This is a genomic window from Candidatus Planktophila versatilis (genome assembly GCF_002288345.1).
GTDB lineage: Bacteria > Actinomycetota > Actinomycetes > Nanopelagicales > Nanopelagicaceae > Planktophila > Planktophila versatilis_A.
In genome coordinates this window covers 137,794-153,951 of record NZ_CP016781.1, presented here as the reverse complement: position 1 = coordinate 153,951, position 16,158 = coordinate 137,794, and the positions used below count along the sequence as shown (strand labels likewise).

18 protein-coding genes are annotated in these 16,158 nt (G+C 48.9%); 8 read left to right on the top strand and 10 right to left on the bottom strand.

All coding sequences use genetic code 11. The annotated features are described in order from the left end of the window. Positions 1 to 16: 16 nt before the first annotated feature. Together typA and ychF are read right to left on the bottom strand one after the other, a co-directional pair. Entirely contained in the window at positions 17 to 1,945 is a 1,929-nt protein-coding gene (typA, locus tag A1sIIB142_RS00760) for a translational GTPase TypA (protein WP_095693278.1), read from the bottom strand. After that, a complete protein-coding gene (gene ychF, locus A1sIIB142_RS00755) occupies positions 1,938 to 3,011 on the bottom strand; it encodes a redox-regulated ATPase YchF (RefSeq protein WP_095693277.1) in 1,074 nt (357 codons plus the stop codon). The genes typA and ychF overlap by 8 nt, the downstream gene beginning before the upstream one ends. Positions 3,012 to 3,062: 51 nt before the next feature. Between ychF and A1sIIB142_RS00750 the strand changes: the two genes are divergently transcribed. From A1sIIB142_RS00750 to A1sIIB142_RS00740, 3 genes are all read left to right on the top strand, one after another. Beyond that, complete coding sequence (locus tag A1sIIB142_RS00750; RefSeq protein ID WP_095693276.1) at positions 3,063 to 4,265, top strand: DNA recombination protein RmuC; 1,203 nt, start codon at positions 3,063 to 3,065, stop codon at positions 4,263 to 4,265. A gap of 3 nt (positions 4,266 to 4,268) precedes the next feature. After that, positions 4,269 to 4,664, top strand: coding sequence for a hypothetical protein (locus tag A1sIIB142_RS00745; RefSeq protein WP_095693275.1), 396 nt, complete (start codon positions 4,269 to 4,271; stop codon positions 4,662 to 4,664). A 74-nt stretch (positions 4,665 to 4,738) separates the two neighbouring features. Continuing rightward, the gene (locus A1sIIB142_RS00740) at positions 4,739 to 5,836 is read left to right on the top strand and encodes a hypothetical protein (RefSeq protein WP_095693274.1); all 1,098 of its coding nucleotides are present in this window, start codon (positions 4,739 to 4,741) and stop codon (positions 5,834 to 5,836) included. Between the two features lie 37 nt (positions 5,837 to 5,873). Here the strand turns inward: A1sIIB142_RS00740 and A1sIIB142_RS00735 are convergent, their stop codons facing one another. Next, positions 5,874 to 6,824: a 4-hydroxy-3-methylbut-2-enyl diphosphate reductase gene (locus tag A1sIIB142_RS00735; RefSeq protein ID WP_095674354.1), complete on the bottom strand. Its 951-nt coding sequence runs from the start codon at positions 6,822 to 6,824 to the stop codon at positions 5,874 to 5,876. Between the two features lie 26 nt (positions 6,825 to 6,850). Here A1sIIB142_RS00735 and xseA point away from each other — a divergent pair, with 26 nt between their 5' ends. From xseA to A1sIIB142_RS00720, 3 genes are read left to right on the top strand one after another with little or no spacing between them, the layout of a single operon-like run. Then, the gene (gene xseA, locus A1sIIB142_RS00730; protein ID WP_095693273.1) at positions 6,851 to 8,056 is read left to right on the top strand and encodes an exodeoxyribonuclease VII large subunit; all 1,206 of its coding nucleotides are present in this window, start codon (positions 6,851 to 6,853) and stop codon (positions 8,054 to 8,056) included. 23 nt (positions 8,057 to 8,079) lie between these two features. After that, positions 8,080 to 8,295 (top strand): exodeoxyribonuclease VII small subunit, encoded by a 216-nt coding sequence (locus tag A1sIIB142_RS00725; protein WP_095694112.1) that lies wholly within the window; start codon positions 8,080 to 8,082, stop codon positions 8,293 to 8,295. Then, complete coding sequence (locus A1sIIB142_RS00720; protein ID WP_095693272.1) at positions 8,296 to 9,948, top strand: fumarate hydratase; 1,653 nt, start codon at positions 8,296 to 8,298, stop codon at positions 9,946 to 9,948. A 3-nt stretch (positions 9,949 to 9,951) separates the two neighbouring features. Here the strand turns inward: A1sIIB142_RS00720 and A1sIIB142_RS00715 are convergent, their stop codons facing one another. From A1sIIB142_RS00715 to A1sIIB142_RS06560, 5 genes are all read right to left on the bottom strand, one after another. Further along, positions 9,952 to 10,569, bottom strand: a complete 618-nt coding sequence (locus A1sIIB142_RS00715; protein WP_223298163.1) for an aggregation-promoting factor C-terminal-like domain-containing protein — start codon at positions 10,567 to 10,569, stop codon at positions 9,952 to 9,954. 261 nt (positions 10,570 to 10,830) lie between these two features. Continuing rightward, positions 10,831 to 12,150 (bottom strand): PhoH family protein, encoded by a 1,320-nt coding sequence (locus A1sIIB142_RS00710; protein ID WP_095693271.1) that lies wholly within the window; start codon positions 12,148 to 12,150, stop codon positions 10,831 to 10,833. A gap of 131 nt (positions 12,151 to 12,281) precedes the next feature. Then, complete coding sequence (locus A1sIIB142_RS00705; RefSeq protein ID WP_095693270.1) at positions 12,282 to 12,605, bottom strand: DUF3817 domain-containing protein; 324 nt, start codon at positions 12,603 to 12,605, stop codon at positions 12,282 to 12,284. A gap of 10 nt (positions 12,606 to 12,615) precedes the next feature. Next, positions 12,616 to 13,329: an SURF1 family cytochrome oxidase biogenesis protein gene (locus A1sIIB142_RS00700; protein WP_095693269.1), complete on the bottom strand. Its 714-nt coding sequence runs from the start codon at positions 13,327 to 13,329 to the stop codon at positions 12,616 to 12,618. Next, complete coding sequence (locus tag A1sIIB142_RS06560) at positions 13,313 to 13,465, bottom strand: hypothetical protein (RefSeq protein ID WP_190277065.1); 153 nt, start codon at positions 13,463 to 13,465, stop codon at positions 13,313 to 13,315. The genes A1sIIB142_RS00700 and A1sIIB142_RS06560 overlap by 17 nt, the downstream gene beginning before the upstream one ends. A gap of 14 nt (positions 13,466 to 13,479) precedes the next feature. Here A1sIIB142_RS06560 and A1sIIB142_RS00695 point away from each other — a divergent pair, with 14 nt between their 5' ends. Together A1sIIB142_RS00695 and greA are read left to right on the top strand one after the other, a co-directional pair. Beyond that, positions 13,480 to 13,875 (top strand): DUF4307 domain-containing protein, encoded by a 396-nt coding sequence (locus tag A1sIIB142_RS00695; RefSeq protein WP_095693268.1) that lies wholly within the window; start codon positions 13,480 to 13,482, stop codon positions 13,873 to 13,875. Between the two features lie 11 nt (positions 13,876 to 13,886). Further along, a complete protein-coding gene (greA, locus tag A1sIIB142_RS00690; protein ID WP_095693267.1) occupies positions 13,887 to 14,366 on the top strand; it encodes a transcription elongation factor GreA in 480 nt (159 codons plus the stop codon). Here the strand turns inward: greA and A1sIIB142_RS00685 are convergent. Both A1sIIB142_RS00685 and A1sIIB142_RS00680 read right to left on the bottom strand, forming a co-directional pair. Continuing rightward, positions 14,363 to 15,154, bottom strand: a complete 792-nt coding sequence (locus A1sIIB142_RS00685) for an ABC transporter permease (RefSeq protein ID WP_095693266.1) — start codon at positions 15,152 to 15,154, stop codon at positions 14,363 to 14,365. The two genes, greA and A1sIIB142_RS00685, sit on opposite strands and share 4 nt — an antisense overlap. Then, positions 15,151 to 16,134 carry an ATP-binding cassette domain-containing protein gene (locus A1sIIB142_RS00680; protein ID WP_095693265.1) on the bottom strand — a complete coding sequence of 328 codons (984 nt, stop codon included), beginning with the start codon at positions 16,132 to 16,134 and terminating at the stop codon, positions 15,151 to 15,153. Before A1sIIB142_RS00680 ends, A1sIIB142_RS00685 begins: the two co-directional genes overlap by 4 nt. Positions 16,135 to 16,158 lie beyond the last annotated feature (24 nt).

Genomic DNA, 16,158 nt, shown 5'->3' with positions numbered 1-16,158 from the left:
AATTAACGCTGATGAATTAGCTCTGGTTATTCTTCTTTGCTCGAGATGTGGCTCGAGCGCGCTCTGCCCCGTCTAGAACCACTTTACGAATACGAACAACTGCTGGAGTTACCTCCACGCATTCATCTTCGCGGCAGTACTCAAGGGCGCCTTCCATATTGAGCTTCTTCGGTGGAATCAACTTCTCTGAATCATCAGTACCTGATGCACGCATATTGGTAAGTTTCTTTTCGCGCACACAGTTGACATCCATATCATCAGAACGTGAATTCTCACCGATAACCATGCCTTCATAGACTTCATCACCGGGTTCAACGAAGATTGATCCGCGTTCTTGAATTCCAGCTAATGCATATGAGGTCACAGCGCCGATGCGATCTGAGACGAGCGAACCTGTGCCACGGGTGCGAAGTTCACCAAACCATGGCTCGTATGAATCAAAGACATGGTGAAGCAAACCTGTGCCGCGAGTTTCAGTAAGGAACTCAGTACGGAAACCAATCAGACCACGTGATGGAACTTTATAGTCAAGTCGAATCCAACCGGTTCCGTGATTGACCATCTGTTCCATGCGGCCCTTACGTAGCGCCATCAACTGGGTGAGAACACCCAAGTAATCTTCCGGTGCATCAATTGATAAGCGCTCCATTGGTTCGTGAAGTTTTCCATCAATCATCTTGGTAACTACCTGTGGCTTACCCACGGTGAGTTCAAAACTTTCGCGCTTCATGATTTCCACAAGCACAGCGAGCTGTAGTTCACCGCGACCTTGAACTTCCCACGTATCAGGACGTTCGGTATTAAGAACACGCAGTGAAACGTTACCGACGAGCTCTTTATCAAGACGATCTTTTACTTGGCGCGCAGTAAGCATCTTGCCGCTCTTACCCGCTAGTGGTGATGTGTTGATACCGATAGTCATAGAAATTGATGGTTCATCGACGGTAATAAGTGGTAATTGATGTGGGTTTTCTAGATCTGCCAGTGTTTCACCCAAGGTAATGGTTTCAATACCAGCAACGGCAATGATGTCTCCAGGATGAGCTTCCAGTGCTGGAACCCGCTCGAGTGCTTCGGTCATCAGCAACTCAGAAATCTTTACCCGTTCAGTACTGCCATCGGTCTTAATCCAGGAAACAGTTTGACCTTTTTTGATCACACCTTCGTGCACGCGGCAGAGCGCCAAACGTCCAAGGAATGGTGAAGAGTCAAGGTTTGTCACATGTGCCTGAAGTGGTGCGCCTTCGTGATAAACAGGTGCTGGAATTGTGGCGAAGATGGTGTCGAATAGAACATCAAGATTTTCTTCTACTGGCATTCCACCATCTGCGGGGCGTGTCAGGGAAGCACGACCTGCTTTAGCAGATGCATAGACAACGGGGAACTCAATTTGTTCTTCATTTGCATCAAGATCTAAAAAGAGCGCGTATGCCTCATCGACAACTTCGGCAATACGTGAATCCGGGCGGTCCACCTTATTAATAAGGAGAATTACGGGAAGATTCTTTTGGAGCGCTTTGCGCAATACGAAACGTGTTTGTGGCAGCGGACCTTCAGAGGCATCGACGAGCAAGATAACGCCATCGACCATCTCTAGACCACGTTCAACTTCGCCACCGAAATCTGCGTGGCCTGGTGTGTCAATGATGTTGATGATGGTGTCACCACGTCTTACCGAAGTGTTCTTGGCAAGAATCGTGATGCCTTTTTCGCGTTCTAGATCCATTGAATCCATCATGCGGTCTTGGCCTTCTTCTTGCTTCTTATAAGCAGCGAAAGCTCCGGATTGCCACAACATCGCATCAACGAGTGTGGTCTTTCCATGGTCAACGTGAGCAATGATCGCAACGTTGCGAAGGTTGTCACGGGTCTTCTTTGGAAGATCCTTGAGGTGGGCCTGATTAAGGCGTGCTCTGGCGGTATTAAGTGCTGGGCTATTAGACATTGAATCTGAACTCCACTACGTCTCCGTCTTGCATGATGTATTCCTTACCTTCCATCCGCACTTTGCCTTTAGCTTTCGCTTCCGTCATTGTGCCCGCTTCTACCAAGTCGGTAAAAGAGACGATTTCAGCTTTAATGAAACCTTTTTGGAAATCTGTGTGGATGACACCGGCCGCCATCGGTGCGGTGTCACCTTTATGAATGGTCCAAGCGCGCGTCTCTTTTGGACCAGCAGTTAAATAAGTTTGTAGTCCTAAGGTAGCAAAACCAACTCGGGCAAGAGTGGCTAGCCCTGGTTCAGAAAGTCCGATTGCTTGCAACAGTTCGAGTGCGTCCTCATCAGAGAGTTCAGCAAGTTCGGCCTCGGTCTTAGCATCAAGAAAAATTGCTTCAGCTGGTGCAACGAGTGCTGATAACTTCGCCCGCAGTTCAAGGTCTGCAAGTTCGGCGGCATCGACGTTAAAGACATAAAGAAATGGTTTTGCAGTGAGCAGGTGAAGTTCATGCAAAAGTTCGCGATCAATCTTTGACTGGGAAAGTGGTTTGCCTGATTGCAACCACTCATTGGCTTCCTTGACCGCCGCTAAAACAGGGGCCTTCTCTTTCGCAACACGCGCTTCCTTCTCAAGTCGCGGAATTGCCTTTTCGATTGTCTGTAAATCTGCGAGCGCAAGTTCCATGTTGATTGTTTCCATGTCACTAGCAGGATCGATGCGACCATCGACGTGAACCACATCGCCATCGGTAAAGACGCGGATAACTTGGCAGATGGCATCAGTCTCGCGGATATTGGCAAGAAACTTATTTCCAAGGCCAGCACCTTCAGATGCGCCCTTCACAATGCCGGCGATATCAACGAAGGACAAGGCAGCTGGAAGTAGCTTTTCAGAACCAAAGATTGTGGCCAGCTTCGCTAACCGCTCATCTGGAACGCCCACAACACCGACATTGGGCTCGATCGTGGCAAAGGGATAGTTGGCGGCTAAGACATTGTTCTTGGTCAGAGCATTAAAGAGGGTCGACTTTCCGACATTCGGCAGGCCGACGATTCCAATTGAGAGGCTCATAAGTAGGACAGCCTACGGGGGATTGTCAGTCCCTCCTGCCACGATTGCCCCATGTCCAGCACAGTGGTGACCTTAATAACTCTCATTCTCGGCCTCTTTCTTGGTCTCGCACTTGGTCTGTGGATTTCTAGAATTAAATCTGGCACAAACGGTGGCAATACATCAACGATTAGCCAAGAACTCAACGATGTGAAGGTGCTGCTTAAGGCATCTGATGATCGCCTGAAGGCAGCAGAAGCCAAAAGTGAGAACGAAACAAAGATTGCAACGCAGATGGAAGAGATGAAAACAACTGTCGAACGCATGCGTTTGCAAGCACAAGAAGCATCGGAGAAGAGAATTGCATCCGAAGTGCAATTGGTAGGAACTATCGATGAGATGCGCAAAGCATCGACTACCTTCTTTGATGAGACAAAGAAAATTGCCGGCGCACTTGCGAGTTCGCAGACTCGTGGAAAATTTGGCGAAGCCCAACTGGAACTTCTGCTAGAACAAGCCGGGCTACGCGAAGGCCATGAGTATGTGGCGCAGCGTTCCACCACCGATTCAGATTCATCCGGCATTCCTGATATCACGGTGGCGATGCCTGGGGGCTCCAAGCTCTTTATCGACTCTAAGTTTCCCTTTGATCGCTTCCTGGAAGCATTTGGAACCGAAGAGCAAGAGCAGCGCGATGAACTCCTCTTGCTACATACCAAGGATTTACTCAAGCATGTCGATGCACTTGCAAAGCGCGGTTATCACAAATCACAGAACTCCCCTGACTTTGTTGTGCTCTTCCTCCCCTTTGAGACGCTGCTGGCAGAATCACTTCGCCTTGATCCGCTACTCCTAGAGAAAGCATTTAAAGTTGGCGTCACACTCGCCACACCCACATCAATGATGGCGCTGCTGCGCACCGTGGGCCATATCTTCACCCGCAATAAGTTGGCTGAAAACGCTGATGACATCACAAAGGTGGCAGCAACTTTTCTAAAAAATGTCACACTCTTACATACCAAGATTGTTGCGGTGGGCAAGGCAATTAATCAGACATCTAAAGCATATGAAGATCTCATTCCCACAGCGGAAAAGACTGTCCTTGCACCCGCTCGTCGAATCAATAAACTAGGTGTAGCTGGCGATAGAGATAAACTGGCAATTGAATATCCGGAATCTCCGGCAGATGTAAGGGCGCTAAATAACCCAGACTTAGATAGCCTAGATTTAGATGCGCCCGATGATTTCATCGATGTTGAAGTAGTAGAGGAGTAAGTGATGAAAGGCCCCGGACTGAAAAAACAAGGTGTGGTATTTCTGCAAGCACTTTTTATCTTTATCTTCACATCACTTGAAATCTGGATTCGCTCTGGTCCTGGAATCATCTCTGGTCTGATCATCGCCCTAGTTACCTATGGCGGCGTCAACTATGGCCGCACCGGAACTCGTTATGTTGCAGCTGTCACGCCACCACTTGCCTATGGGGCAACAGTTCTCTTGCTGACTATTCTCAGTGACGGCCTTTCGATTTCTAGAGTCGGCATCGATTTCATCGGTTCACTCGCCAGCGTCGCACCGTATCTGCTTCTCAGCGCGCTCTATGCCTGGTTTATGTTCTTAAATGAGAAGGCAAAGAACCGCCCCTCTAAGCGCGCAGCTGCTGCCCAGGGTTAATTACTGAACGAATAAAGGTCAAATACGGGCAAATGCCCTCTTGTAATAACTTAATTCCCGCATAGGCTTTTCATATGGCTAAGAAGCTCATTGCATTCTTATCAATACTTTCTCTTTTTCTATCAATTCCCCTTATGCCAGCAAACGCTGCTGCTAAAGCAGGCGCTAAGTGCACTCAAGCAGGTAACACAGAAGTGGTTCTCGGCAAGAAATATACCTGCATCAAAACTGGAAAGAAATTAGTTTGGAATAAGGGTGTGAAAGTTGAAACGACAACTAAGCAATCGGTTCAATCACTTTCTCTTGCAAATATGAAGAAGGCGATGATACCTAAGCCTGTTAATAACCTCTTTAGATATCACTACTCTCCTAATGCAGTTGCAGGTTTTAAGGAAAAAATAGAGTCAGAATTGAATTTCGCTATGGAGTATTGGACAAGTGTTTATGACGGAACAGAATTATTCAATGTTTTTTATGCCACAGAAAAAGAACTGGAGTGGTTGGTTAACGCGTGGAAAACTTATGACTTAGATGTAAATGGGTCTACAGCACGCGAATATCAAGGGCGACTAGAAAGAGAAGGTGCCCAATTAAATGCTGGATCTGTGCCATCACAGGAAGGCCGGAGCCACCTTTCATTTTTTCGAAGCTCGACTCGTCCAATACAAGCTGACGCAATGGTTCCTCACGAAAATGTTCATATAGTTCAGCAACAGCTCACTAAGAATCGTACGGATCAAATGCCATGTTGGTTGCGTGAAGGTAGTGCAAATCTATTTGCAAACTTTCAAATAACTGAAAAATATGGACTTCGTGTGTACGACGATGCCAAGAGAGCGGATATGAATTCATACCAGGGAGGTAGTGTTGAGATTCGAAAATTCACTGATTCCCAATGGTTTACCCACCTAAAAAGCCTTGAAGGTAATTTCAGTGGAGGTTGTGACTACAAAAATCGATTTGCATACGGAACGGGATTGCTTCTCTCAGAGGCATTAATGGCAGATGGCGGTTTCGAAAAAATGATGGAGTTCTGGCGTGCCTTCTCTCTTGATACAGATTGGCGCGATTCATTCCAAAGAATATATGGCGTCGAAATTGACGTTTGGTATAAAACTAAAGCTGTTCCCTATTTAATGCAGGAATATGCAAGAGTTCCAGGTTATAGATAAGTAGTTACCAATTAAAACTAGTGGGCGGTTAGGGTTGCTACTTAGCAGCCTTTAAATCAGCGCGTAGCTCTTTCGGTAGTGCAAAGAGGAGCGTCTCCTCCGATGATCGCACTTCTTCCACATCGCTATAGCCATGCTCATCTAAATGCTTAAGTAAGTCATTGACCAGAATTTCCGGAACAGATGCTCCACTTGTCACACCAATTACTTCCACACCTTCAAACCATTCATCTTTTACCTCAGTTGCATAATCAACGAGATAGGCAGCTTTTGCGCCATATTCCAGCGCCACTTCAACTAAGCGCACGGAGTTCGATGAGTTTGTCGAACCCACAACAATAACCAGATCTGCTTGTGGGGCAATTGCCTTAATTGCTTCTTGGCGATTTTGGGTGGCATAACAAATGTCATCTGATGGTGGGTTGGCAATTTCTGGGAAACGTTCTTTAAGAATGGCAACAGATTGCATAGTTTCATCAACTGAGAGAGTGGTCTGTGTGAGCCAGACCAACTTCTTACCTGGTGTGGGAATGATGGTGCGAGCTTCATCTAGGCCATCGACAACGCGCACTTTGCCTGGTGCTTCACCGGCAGTTCCTTCAACTTCTTCATGGCCAATATGGCCAATCAGAAGAATTTCAGTTTCATCATCGGCGAACCGCTTTACTTCATTATGCACCTTGGTTACCAAGGGGCAGGTGGCATCGATAGTTTTAAGGTTTCGGGCAGCTGCTTGTTCGTGCACGGCAGGTGATACGCCATGGGCAGAAAAGACAACTGTCGCACCCTCTGGCACTTCATCGGTTTCATTAACAAAAATGACGCCGCGCTTTTCCAGAGTTGAGACCACATGCTTGTTGTGGACAATTTCTTTACGGACATAGACCGGAGCGCCATAGAGTTCCAGTGATTTTTCAACGGCAATCACTGCGCGATCAACGCCGGCGCAATAACCACGAGGCGCGGCTAAGAGAACTCTTCTACTCATAAGGGTCAGTCTAATAGGCTCACCCCATGTTCGAAACTTCACGAGAAGCCCCGGCGCCAGTGCGCGTGGTCTCAGAAGCGATAAAAGAGTATGTGGATCGTCTTGGCCCAATCTGGATTGAGGGCGAGATTTCAGAACTTAATGAACGCAGCGGTGGCATGGCATTTATGCGACTGCGCGATACCAGTGCAGATATGAGCCTTTCTGTGATGTGTCACAAATCAGTATTAGCCAGCGTGCAACCACTGCCAGCAAATGCGCGCGTTGTGATCCATGCCAAACCTTCGTGGTTTACTAAAAACGGCTCACTGACAATGTCTGCCAAAGAGATTAGCCAAGTGGGTGTGGGCGAACTTCTTGCACGTCTGGAAGCACTGAAAGAGAAGTTAGCTGCCGAAGGATTATTTAGCGCTGATAGAAAGATTGCACTACCAAGACTTCCGCGAAAAGTTGGCTTGATCTGTGGTCGCAATACCGATGCTGAAAAAGATGTGGTGGAAAATGCCCGCCGGCGCTGGCCAGCAGTTGAATTTGAAATTCGGGAAGTAGCAGTGCAGGGCGCCGCCGCGGTTGTGGAAGTGTCAGCAGCGCTGAGAGAGCTTGAGGATGACCCGGATGTAGATGTCATCATCATTACTCGTGGTGGTGGCTCCTTCGAAGATCTGCTGCCTTTTAGTGATGAGTCACTCGTTCGACTAGCGTCGCAGTGCACCACACCGATTGTCAGTGCTATCGGCCATGAGAAAGATGCACCGCTTCTTGACTATGTCGCCGACTATCGCGCATCGACTCCCACCGATGCGGCCAAGCGCGTGGTTCCAGATATTGCGCAAGAAATTAGCGATATCGAAAAGATACGAGATCGCATGTATCGAACGCTGGTCTCCACCATTGGCTATGAGATCAATTTGATTGCTCAACTACGAAATCGCCCGGTGATGAAAGACCCGCAGCTGATGGTTACCTCCCGCCGCGATGAGATAAAGGCGCTGCGAGATAGATCTATTCGCAGCTTTGCCTCGATTATTGAAATTGAGAAGAAAGAGCTAGCGGGTGTTAAAGCCCACCTGCGTTCGCTCTCACCACAATCAACGATGGACCGCGGGTATTCGGTGGTGCAGTTAGCAGATGGCACAATCCTGCGCGATGCCACAAAGGTGAAGGTGGGCACTCGTTTGCGCATTCGTGTGGCAAAAGGTGAGACCGCAGCCACCGTTAGTTCTCCCGAATAACTACAAGAGAGTAGATTGTGCTCATGGCCGCTAAAGATGCACAGCCCTCCTATGAAGCCGCTCGTGATGAGCTGGCCGAGATAGTTGAATCACTAGAAGATGGCAGCGCAACCCTGGAAGAGTCGCTGAAGTTATGGGAGCGCGGAGAAGAGCTGGCAAAGATCTGTCAGCAATGGCTTGATGGCGCGAAGAAGAAATTAGACGCAGCAAAGAATTCTGCGAAATCTGAGGAACAGTAGATGTCACCCAATTTTTCCTACTCAGACCTACTGCCAATTGGCGAAGATACAACTCAGTATCGCTTGCTGACGAAAGAGGGCGTGAGCGTTGAGAATTTAGGCGATAAGGAATTTCTTACCGTCACACCCGAGGCGCTCACTTTGCTCACCGAAACTGCGATGCACGATATTTCACATTACCTGCGCAGTGAGCATCTACAACAACTCTCCAAGATTCTGTCCGATCCGGAAGCCTCAGCCAATGATCGCTTCGTGGCGTTGGACTTACTTAAAAATGCCAATATTGCAGCCGGTGGAATCTTGCCGATGTGCCAAGACACAGGAACAGCTCTGATCATGGGCAAGAAGGGGCAATACGTATTAACTAGTTCAAAAGATGAAGTCGCACTTGCCCAAGGTGTCTATGACGCATTTACCAAGTTAAATCTGCGGTATTCACAGATGGCTCCCACAACAACATGGGAAGAGAAGAACACCGGCAATAACCTGCCGGCCCAAATTGAGATTTATGCAGATAGTGAGCACCCGGATGAGTACAACTTCTTATTTATCGCCAAAGGCGGCGGCAGTGCCAACAAATCTTTCCTCTATCAAGAGACCAAGGCAGTTTTAAACCCAACCTCATTTTTAAATTGGTTAGATGAAAAGCTCCGCTCGATTGGCACCGCAGCTTGTCCCCCGTATCACTTAGCTATAGCTATTGGTGGCACCAGTGCCGAATACACAGTTAAGACCTCAAAGCTCGCCAGCACCCATTACCTCGATAACTTACCTACTTCCGGAGATGGTGTGTCAGGCCATGGCTTTCGCGATCTGGCCCTGGAAGAAGAAGTATTTAAGCTCACGCAGAAGTTAGGTATTGGCGCCCAGTTTGGCGGCAAGTACTTCTGTCACGATGTGCGAGTTGTGCGCCTTCCTCGCCATGGAGCATCACTGCCGATTGCTATTGCAGTCTCCTGTTCGGCAGATCGCCAAGCAAAGGCGAAGATCACCAAAGATGGCATATTCATTGAGCAGTTAGAGACTGAGCCAGCTCACTTCTTGCCGGAAACTACCGATGAACATTTAGCTGATAACGTCGTAAAAGTTGATTTGAATCAATCTATGGATGCTATTCGGGCCGAGCTTTCTAAGTACCCAGTAAAGACTCGTCTGTCATTAAGTGGCACCATTGTGGTGGCGCGCGATTTGGCACACTCTCGAATCAAAGAGATGCTCGATGCCGGTAAAGAGATGCCAGAATACTTAAAGCAGCACGCCGTTTATTACGCAGGACCGGCAAAGACACCAACTGGGATGGCCTCTGGTTCATTTGGCCCCACCACTGCTGGCCGAATGGATTCTTATGTGGATCAATTCCAAGCAGCTGGTGGGTCACTTGTCATGTTGGCAAAGGGAAATCGATCTAAGGCAGTTACCGATGCCTGTAATAAACATAAGGGTTTCTATCTCGGTTCCATTGGCGGACCGGCAGCACGCCTGGCCCAAGATTGCATCAAGAAGGTGGAAGTCTTAGATTTTGCAGATCTTGGCATGGAAGCAGTCTGGAAGATTGATGTCGTTGATTTCCCAGCGTTTATCGTTGTTGACGATAAGGGAAATGATTTCTTTGCCGAAACGATGCGGCCGTTAACTATCGGGGTTAAGCCTTAAGTTCTAGTAGTAACGACTGCGCTTGAACTTAGACCAAGCACCACATGGTGTGTCATAACGGCCTTCGATATAGCGAAGTCCCCAACGAATCTGGGTCACCGGATTGGTGCGCCAATCATCGGCGATCAGATCCATCTTGGAGGCAGGTAGGGCTTGTGGAATTCCATGGGCGCCAGAGCGGTAGTTATGTGCTTTGTAATTCCAATGGCTTTCTTTGGTCCATAAGTTATTCAGGCACCGATACTGCTCGCCCTCCCAACCATATTCATCGGCCATGATCGCCTTAGTTACATTTTTGGCGCCAACGATGGTGCGGGCCATTTCGACCTGGCGGCTTAAGGTGGCAACGATCGCCATCTCAGACATCTGGCTAGAAAGTGATGCCATCGGTAGTCCGCTCTTGACCCTCAAATTCTTTGCCATCGGATTCTGACTGGTCAGATTTACTGAATCAGGTAGAGCTAGCCGGCTAGTCATAGGAAAATCCAGACCGTAGGCACTTGGCTGGGCCACGGCGAGTAAGAGCATCGAAGCAACGGTCGCCCAGAGCGCAGGCTTGGTGACTCGCCCGCCGGTAAAGGAGGCAAGGGCGGCGAAGAATTGGCGCAGCTCTGATCTCATCTTCGGTACTCCTTTCATCCTCGGGTCATCTCTGACCTGCTTTGCCCATGGCGCCATGACCTCAGAAATGAGGTTGTTACCTGGGGGAAGGGCTTAATCGTGTCTAGTCAGGGGGTGGGTCGCAAATTTAATCCTGCGTGGGTCGCAAATTCACAGAGAAAGGGGTGGTTGTGGATAGGTAAAAGCCCAGGTCAGCTAGGGCAAAGTCCTATATGTCCGATTTGTTACTGTGAGATTTAAATAGAGGTAAAAACACCCGGCTTAGCTTTGCGGACCTTCCAGCAGTTCAGTGACCAGGGCGGCAATCGGTGAGCGCTCTGATCGAGTCAGGGTCACATGGGCAAAGAGTGGATGGCCTTTGAGCGTTTCCACCACTGCGACCACGCCATCATGGCGGCCCACGCGCAAGTTATCGCGTTGGGCAACGTCATGGGTGAGAACTACCCGTGATGCCTGGCCGATTCTGGATAGGACGGTCAGTAGCACTCCGCGTTCTAGTGATTGGGCTTCATCAACAATGACAAAGGAGTCATGCAGCGAGCGCCCGCGGATGTGGGTCAGCGGCAGAACTTCAATCAGACCTCTAGCAATAATTTCATCAATGACTGCTTGGCTCACAAGTGCGCCTAAAGTATCGAAGACTGCTTGGGCCCAAGGCGACATCTTCTCGCCTTCACTGCCCGGTAGGTAGCCAAGCTCTTGTCCGCCGACCGGATAGAGGGGGCGGAAGATGACAACTTTCTTATGAAGGCGCTTTTCCATCACCGCTTCAAGTCCGGCGCAGAGAGCCAGCGCTGACTTACCAGTTCCGGCTCGTCCCCCGAGTGAGACGATGCCAATTGATTCATCAAGGAGCAGATCTAGTGCAATGCGTTGTTCGGCGCTGCGACCATGAAGACCAAAAGCTTGGCGGTCACCGCGCACTAATTGCAGTTGCTTGCTCTCAGTCACCCGGGCAAGTGCGCTTCCTTTTTCCGAGTGCAGCACGATCCCGGTGTGAACCGGAAACTTATGAGCACATTCGTGGTCTGCTCGATCAGATGAATAGAGCTCATCGATAGTGCTGTGGCCAACAGATACTTCTTCAATGCCAGTCCAGCCGCTATTAGAGACAAGCTCTGCTAAATACTCTTGGGCTTCAACTCCCACCGATGATGCCTTCACTCGCAATGGAAGATCTTTGGTCACAAGAACCACATTCTTGCCATCTGACATTAGGTTCTTGGCAATGGCCAGGATGCGCGAATCATTGGTGCCATCGCGCAAGAAGCCGTGGGGCAAGGTGCTTAAATCTGTGTGATTAAGTTCGACCGAGAGTGTTCCACCTTCAGGTGTAATTGTCAGAGCTGAATCAAGGCGACCATGTTCAATGCGAAGATCATCAAGTGCGCGAAGTGCGGCGCGGGCAAAGTAACCGAGTTCCGGATGGTCGCGTTTGGTCTCAAGTTCGCCAATCACAGCGATTGGAATAATGACTTCATGTTCTTCAAATCGGGACATTGCCCCGGGATCTGCCAGGAGTACTGAGGTATCTAAGACATAGGTTTTACGGGCAGAATCACTCTTCTTTGAAGTAGCCAAGGCCTAACCATTCTCTGTAGTTGTAGTCATGGGGAAGAGATTGGGTGGTGCTTCTGACTTGCAAAAGATAGAACGAAAGAAATGGACTATTGGTGCGACACGCCATTAATGGTTGAGATGTAATACAACGTTTACCTGACTGGCCCGTACTTCTTCGTGATTCTGCGCTCTGCAATAAATGATGCAACTGGCAGTGTTCCCGCGGCAATCAGGGCAATTATGGTCAGGAATTTCATCCGCTTCTGAACGCCAATTTGAAGGACGGTCAGGATGTAAACGATGTAGAGGTAGCCGTGGGCGATCGGAATGAAGATGATCCAGCCATTGTTTTCCAGGGCATCGAAGATGTATTTAGCTGGCATGTAGCCAAAGACGAGCAAGAGCAGATTTACTCCGCAGAGCACAGCTAGCAGGCGAAAGCGGGTCAGTGCCCCGGTCGATGTCGTCTCTGTCATAGGTAGAACCTTATAACTTTTCTTCACGGCGCTGATAGAAGGGGGCATATAACACCAGGCCGGCCATAAACCACCACACCACCACATAAGAAATATGTTGCCAGTAGTAGCCGGGCACACCCGATGTAAGTTTGGGTTCCAGAATTCTGGTTCGCGTAATCTCACCGTTTCTAGTCTGCTCACTTTTTTCTAAAATGAAACCGTCATAGAGCTGGTAGTCAGTAGTAGCAACCAGAATGCTGCTATCTAGTCGAGAGATCTGAGACGGGGTGTTTGTGGCGCGATCATCGAATTGGCGCGGCATCAGGGTGCCAGTGATTTCAACTCTGGTCGACATCGCGATTTCTGGTGATTGCAACCGCTCTTTCCATAGTCCGCGCACCACAAGAATTGCAGTATCTGTCTCGTTTTGCAGTAGCGCAACTTCCCAGTCGCCAACTTTGCCGTTGCCATCAATTTGATTGGGTGCTTTGTAGTTGGCGATGTAGTTGCCGGCGGTGCGCACTTGTTTGCCAACACTTGTTGCGGGGATTGTTCCAGTGGGAGTTGCTAGTTCTGTGAGTGGATAAATTGTGCGATCAATGGGCACAACAGCCGGATTGCGCATCTGATTAGCCCGGTCAAGCTGCCAGAGCCCAAGTCCAATCAAGATAGTCACCAGAAAAAGAACGAGTAGGCCTGCGCCTAATCGCTGGATGGGTGACTTCTTAATTCTCGCCCTCATTCTCCTGGCGTAGCTGCTCACGTTCTTGCATCCGGTTGTAACGCTTATAGAAATTACGAAGCAAAAACGCAATGGTCGAGAAAAGGGCAATCATTGTCAGCGAACCAGCGACACCTACTTCAACGTCTTTTGCCATGAGAAGATTCTCCCATGCCGGTAGAAAACGACCAATTCGATTTTAACGATCGATATGGAATCACTCCTGCGCGCGGGTGGGTGAAGTATGCAGCTGGCTTCGCAATTGTTGGCGGAGCGTGGTTACTCTGGGCCGGCCTACATCAAGCCAACCCGGCGCTTCGTTATGAACTTATCTCTTTTTCAAATGAAGATCCGCGCAACCCGGAGATTCGATTCTTGGTGCAAAGAGCCGATGGCAAAAAGGAAGTTCAATGCACACTCGTTGCGCGCGATTATGAGAAGAACGTGGTGGGACAAATTGATATCACTATCGCAGCTGGCGAAACCTATCTTGAGCCCACATATGTCGTTCCTACCCGCGCAGATGCGGTCAATGTGGGCATTTCACGTTGTCGCACTCTGCCCTAAGATTGTCCTCTATGACTTCCCAACAGACCTGGCTTACCCAAGAAGCAGCTGATCGTTTAGCTGGCGAACTTGCGAGCCTAGAAGGTCCGGGACGGAAAGAAATTACGGCAAAGATTGAGGCAGCGCGCGCTGAAGGAGATCTGAAAGAGAACGGCGGCTATCACGCAGCGCGCGATGAGCAAGGCAAGATGGAAGCGCGTATTCGCCAAATAAAGCAGATGTTAGAAAGCGCCCATATCGGAACGCCGCCAGCCAGCGCCGATGGAAAAGTAGGAGCAGGCATGGTTGTCACCGCATCTATCGCAGGTGATGAGATGAAGTTCTTACTTGGTTCGCGCGAAATCGCATCCGGTGAGCTCGATGTGTATTCCGAGAAATCACCACTGGGGGCAGCCGTATTAGGTGCAGAAATTGGAGCTACCGTTTCATACACCGCACCCAATGGGCGTGATATCAAGGTCGAGATTAAGAGCGCCGAGTTTTATAGTTAATCTGCGTAATTGCGATATTTACGAAGGCTGAGCGGAATAAATATTGCCATAATAATAATCATGTAAATAAGTGAAGTTATCAGTGGGTTCTCACTGGGAAAAGAACCAGCAGTTGCACCAAATTGATTCTCTAGGCCAAAGAGTTCGCGGCAGGCGGCCACCATGGTTGAGACTGGATTCCATTCTGCAAAGTACTGCAGGGCGCGCGGCATTCCGGTTGTGGGTGCAAAGGCATTCGATAAGAAGGTCAGTGGGAAGGTCACGATAAAGCTGACGTTTTGCACCACCCGCGCATCAGATGCCGAAAGCCCAACCAGCACTCCGACCCACGAGAGCGCGTAACCAAAGCAGAGTAAGAAGATAAATCCGAGGGCAATGCTGCCAATGCCACTAGACGGGCGCCATCCGACCACATAACCGGCAATACCCATCACGGCGAGCACGACGATATTTAAAAGTGAATCACCAAGCGTGCGACCAATGACGAGTGCTGATTGTGAGATGGGTAGTGATCTAAATCGATCAATTAGCCCCTTCTTCATATCTTCGGCTAAGCCAGAGGCAGTGCCAGCTAAGGTAAACGCAACTGTTTGTACAAAGATTCCGGGCATCAATAGCTGCACATATCCGCCAGGTTGGCCGGTATCAATCGAGCCACCAAATACATAGCGGAAGAGCAGTACGAACATCACTGGTTGAATTGTTGAGAAAATCAGCACCTCTGGCACACGACTAAGAAGTAGTAACTGTCTGCGGGTAATAATTGCTACATCGTTGATTGCACTCATTTTCTGCCCCTCTTCTTTTCTGCCACTTCTTCCTTCTTCTCCTGCGCCACATGGCCAGTCAAAGAAAGAAATACATCGTCAAGTGATGGTCGCTTCAGGCCAACGTCCAATGCATGGATCCCGGCGGCATCGAGTGATTTCAAAACTTCAAAGAGTGCAGCAGAACCAGTAGAAACTGGGGCTGAGATTAAGCGCAGACCTTCATCGAGGCTCGCCTTGTTTTCACTTACCGCACCAACTATTTCCAGAGTCTTGGCAACGTGGGCTTGTTCCACAACTACTTCCAGCCGTTCTCCGCCCACCTGTTTTTTCAAGGCATCTGATGTTCCACGAGCAATTACTTTTCCAGTATCAATTACCACGATGTCATCTGCTAATTGATCTGCTTCTTCCAGATATTGCGTGGTCAGCAGCAGCGTTACCCCACCTTTTACCAACTCTTGGATAACTCCCCACATCTCCTGGCGACCACGTGGATCAAGGCCAGTAGTGGGTTCATCGAGGAAGAGAACTTTTGGTTTAACAATCAGAGATGCTGCTAAATCTAACCGACGGCGCATTCCGCCTGAATAAGTCTTAATTGGGCGCCTGGCTGCCTCTGTCAGTGAAAATCGCTCAAGTAGCTCATTTGCTCGAAGAACAGCGTTCTTCTTACCTAGGTGATACAACTCACCGAACATCACTAAATTGTCATATCCGGTAAGAATCTCATCAACTGCGGCGTATTGACCTGATAAACCAATAACCTCGCGTACCCTCTCAGGATTTTTCATTACATCAATGCCAGCAACTGATGCATTTCCAGAATCTGCGCGCAATAAAGTTGTCAGAATTCTTACAACAGTAGTTTTTCCTGCGCCATTGGGTCCAAGCACGCTGAGAACTGTGCCTTCTTCAACATCCAGGCTCAAGCCATCAAGTGCTCGAACTTTTCCTTTGTCATAGGTTTTAACGAGGTCTTGCGCAATTACTGATTTCACCAGGCCAACCTACCAAATTTTTGA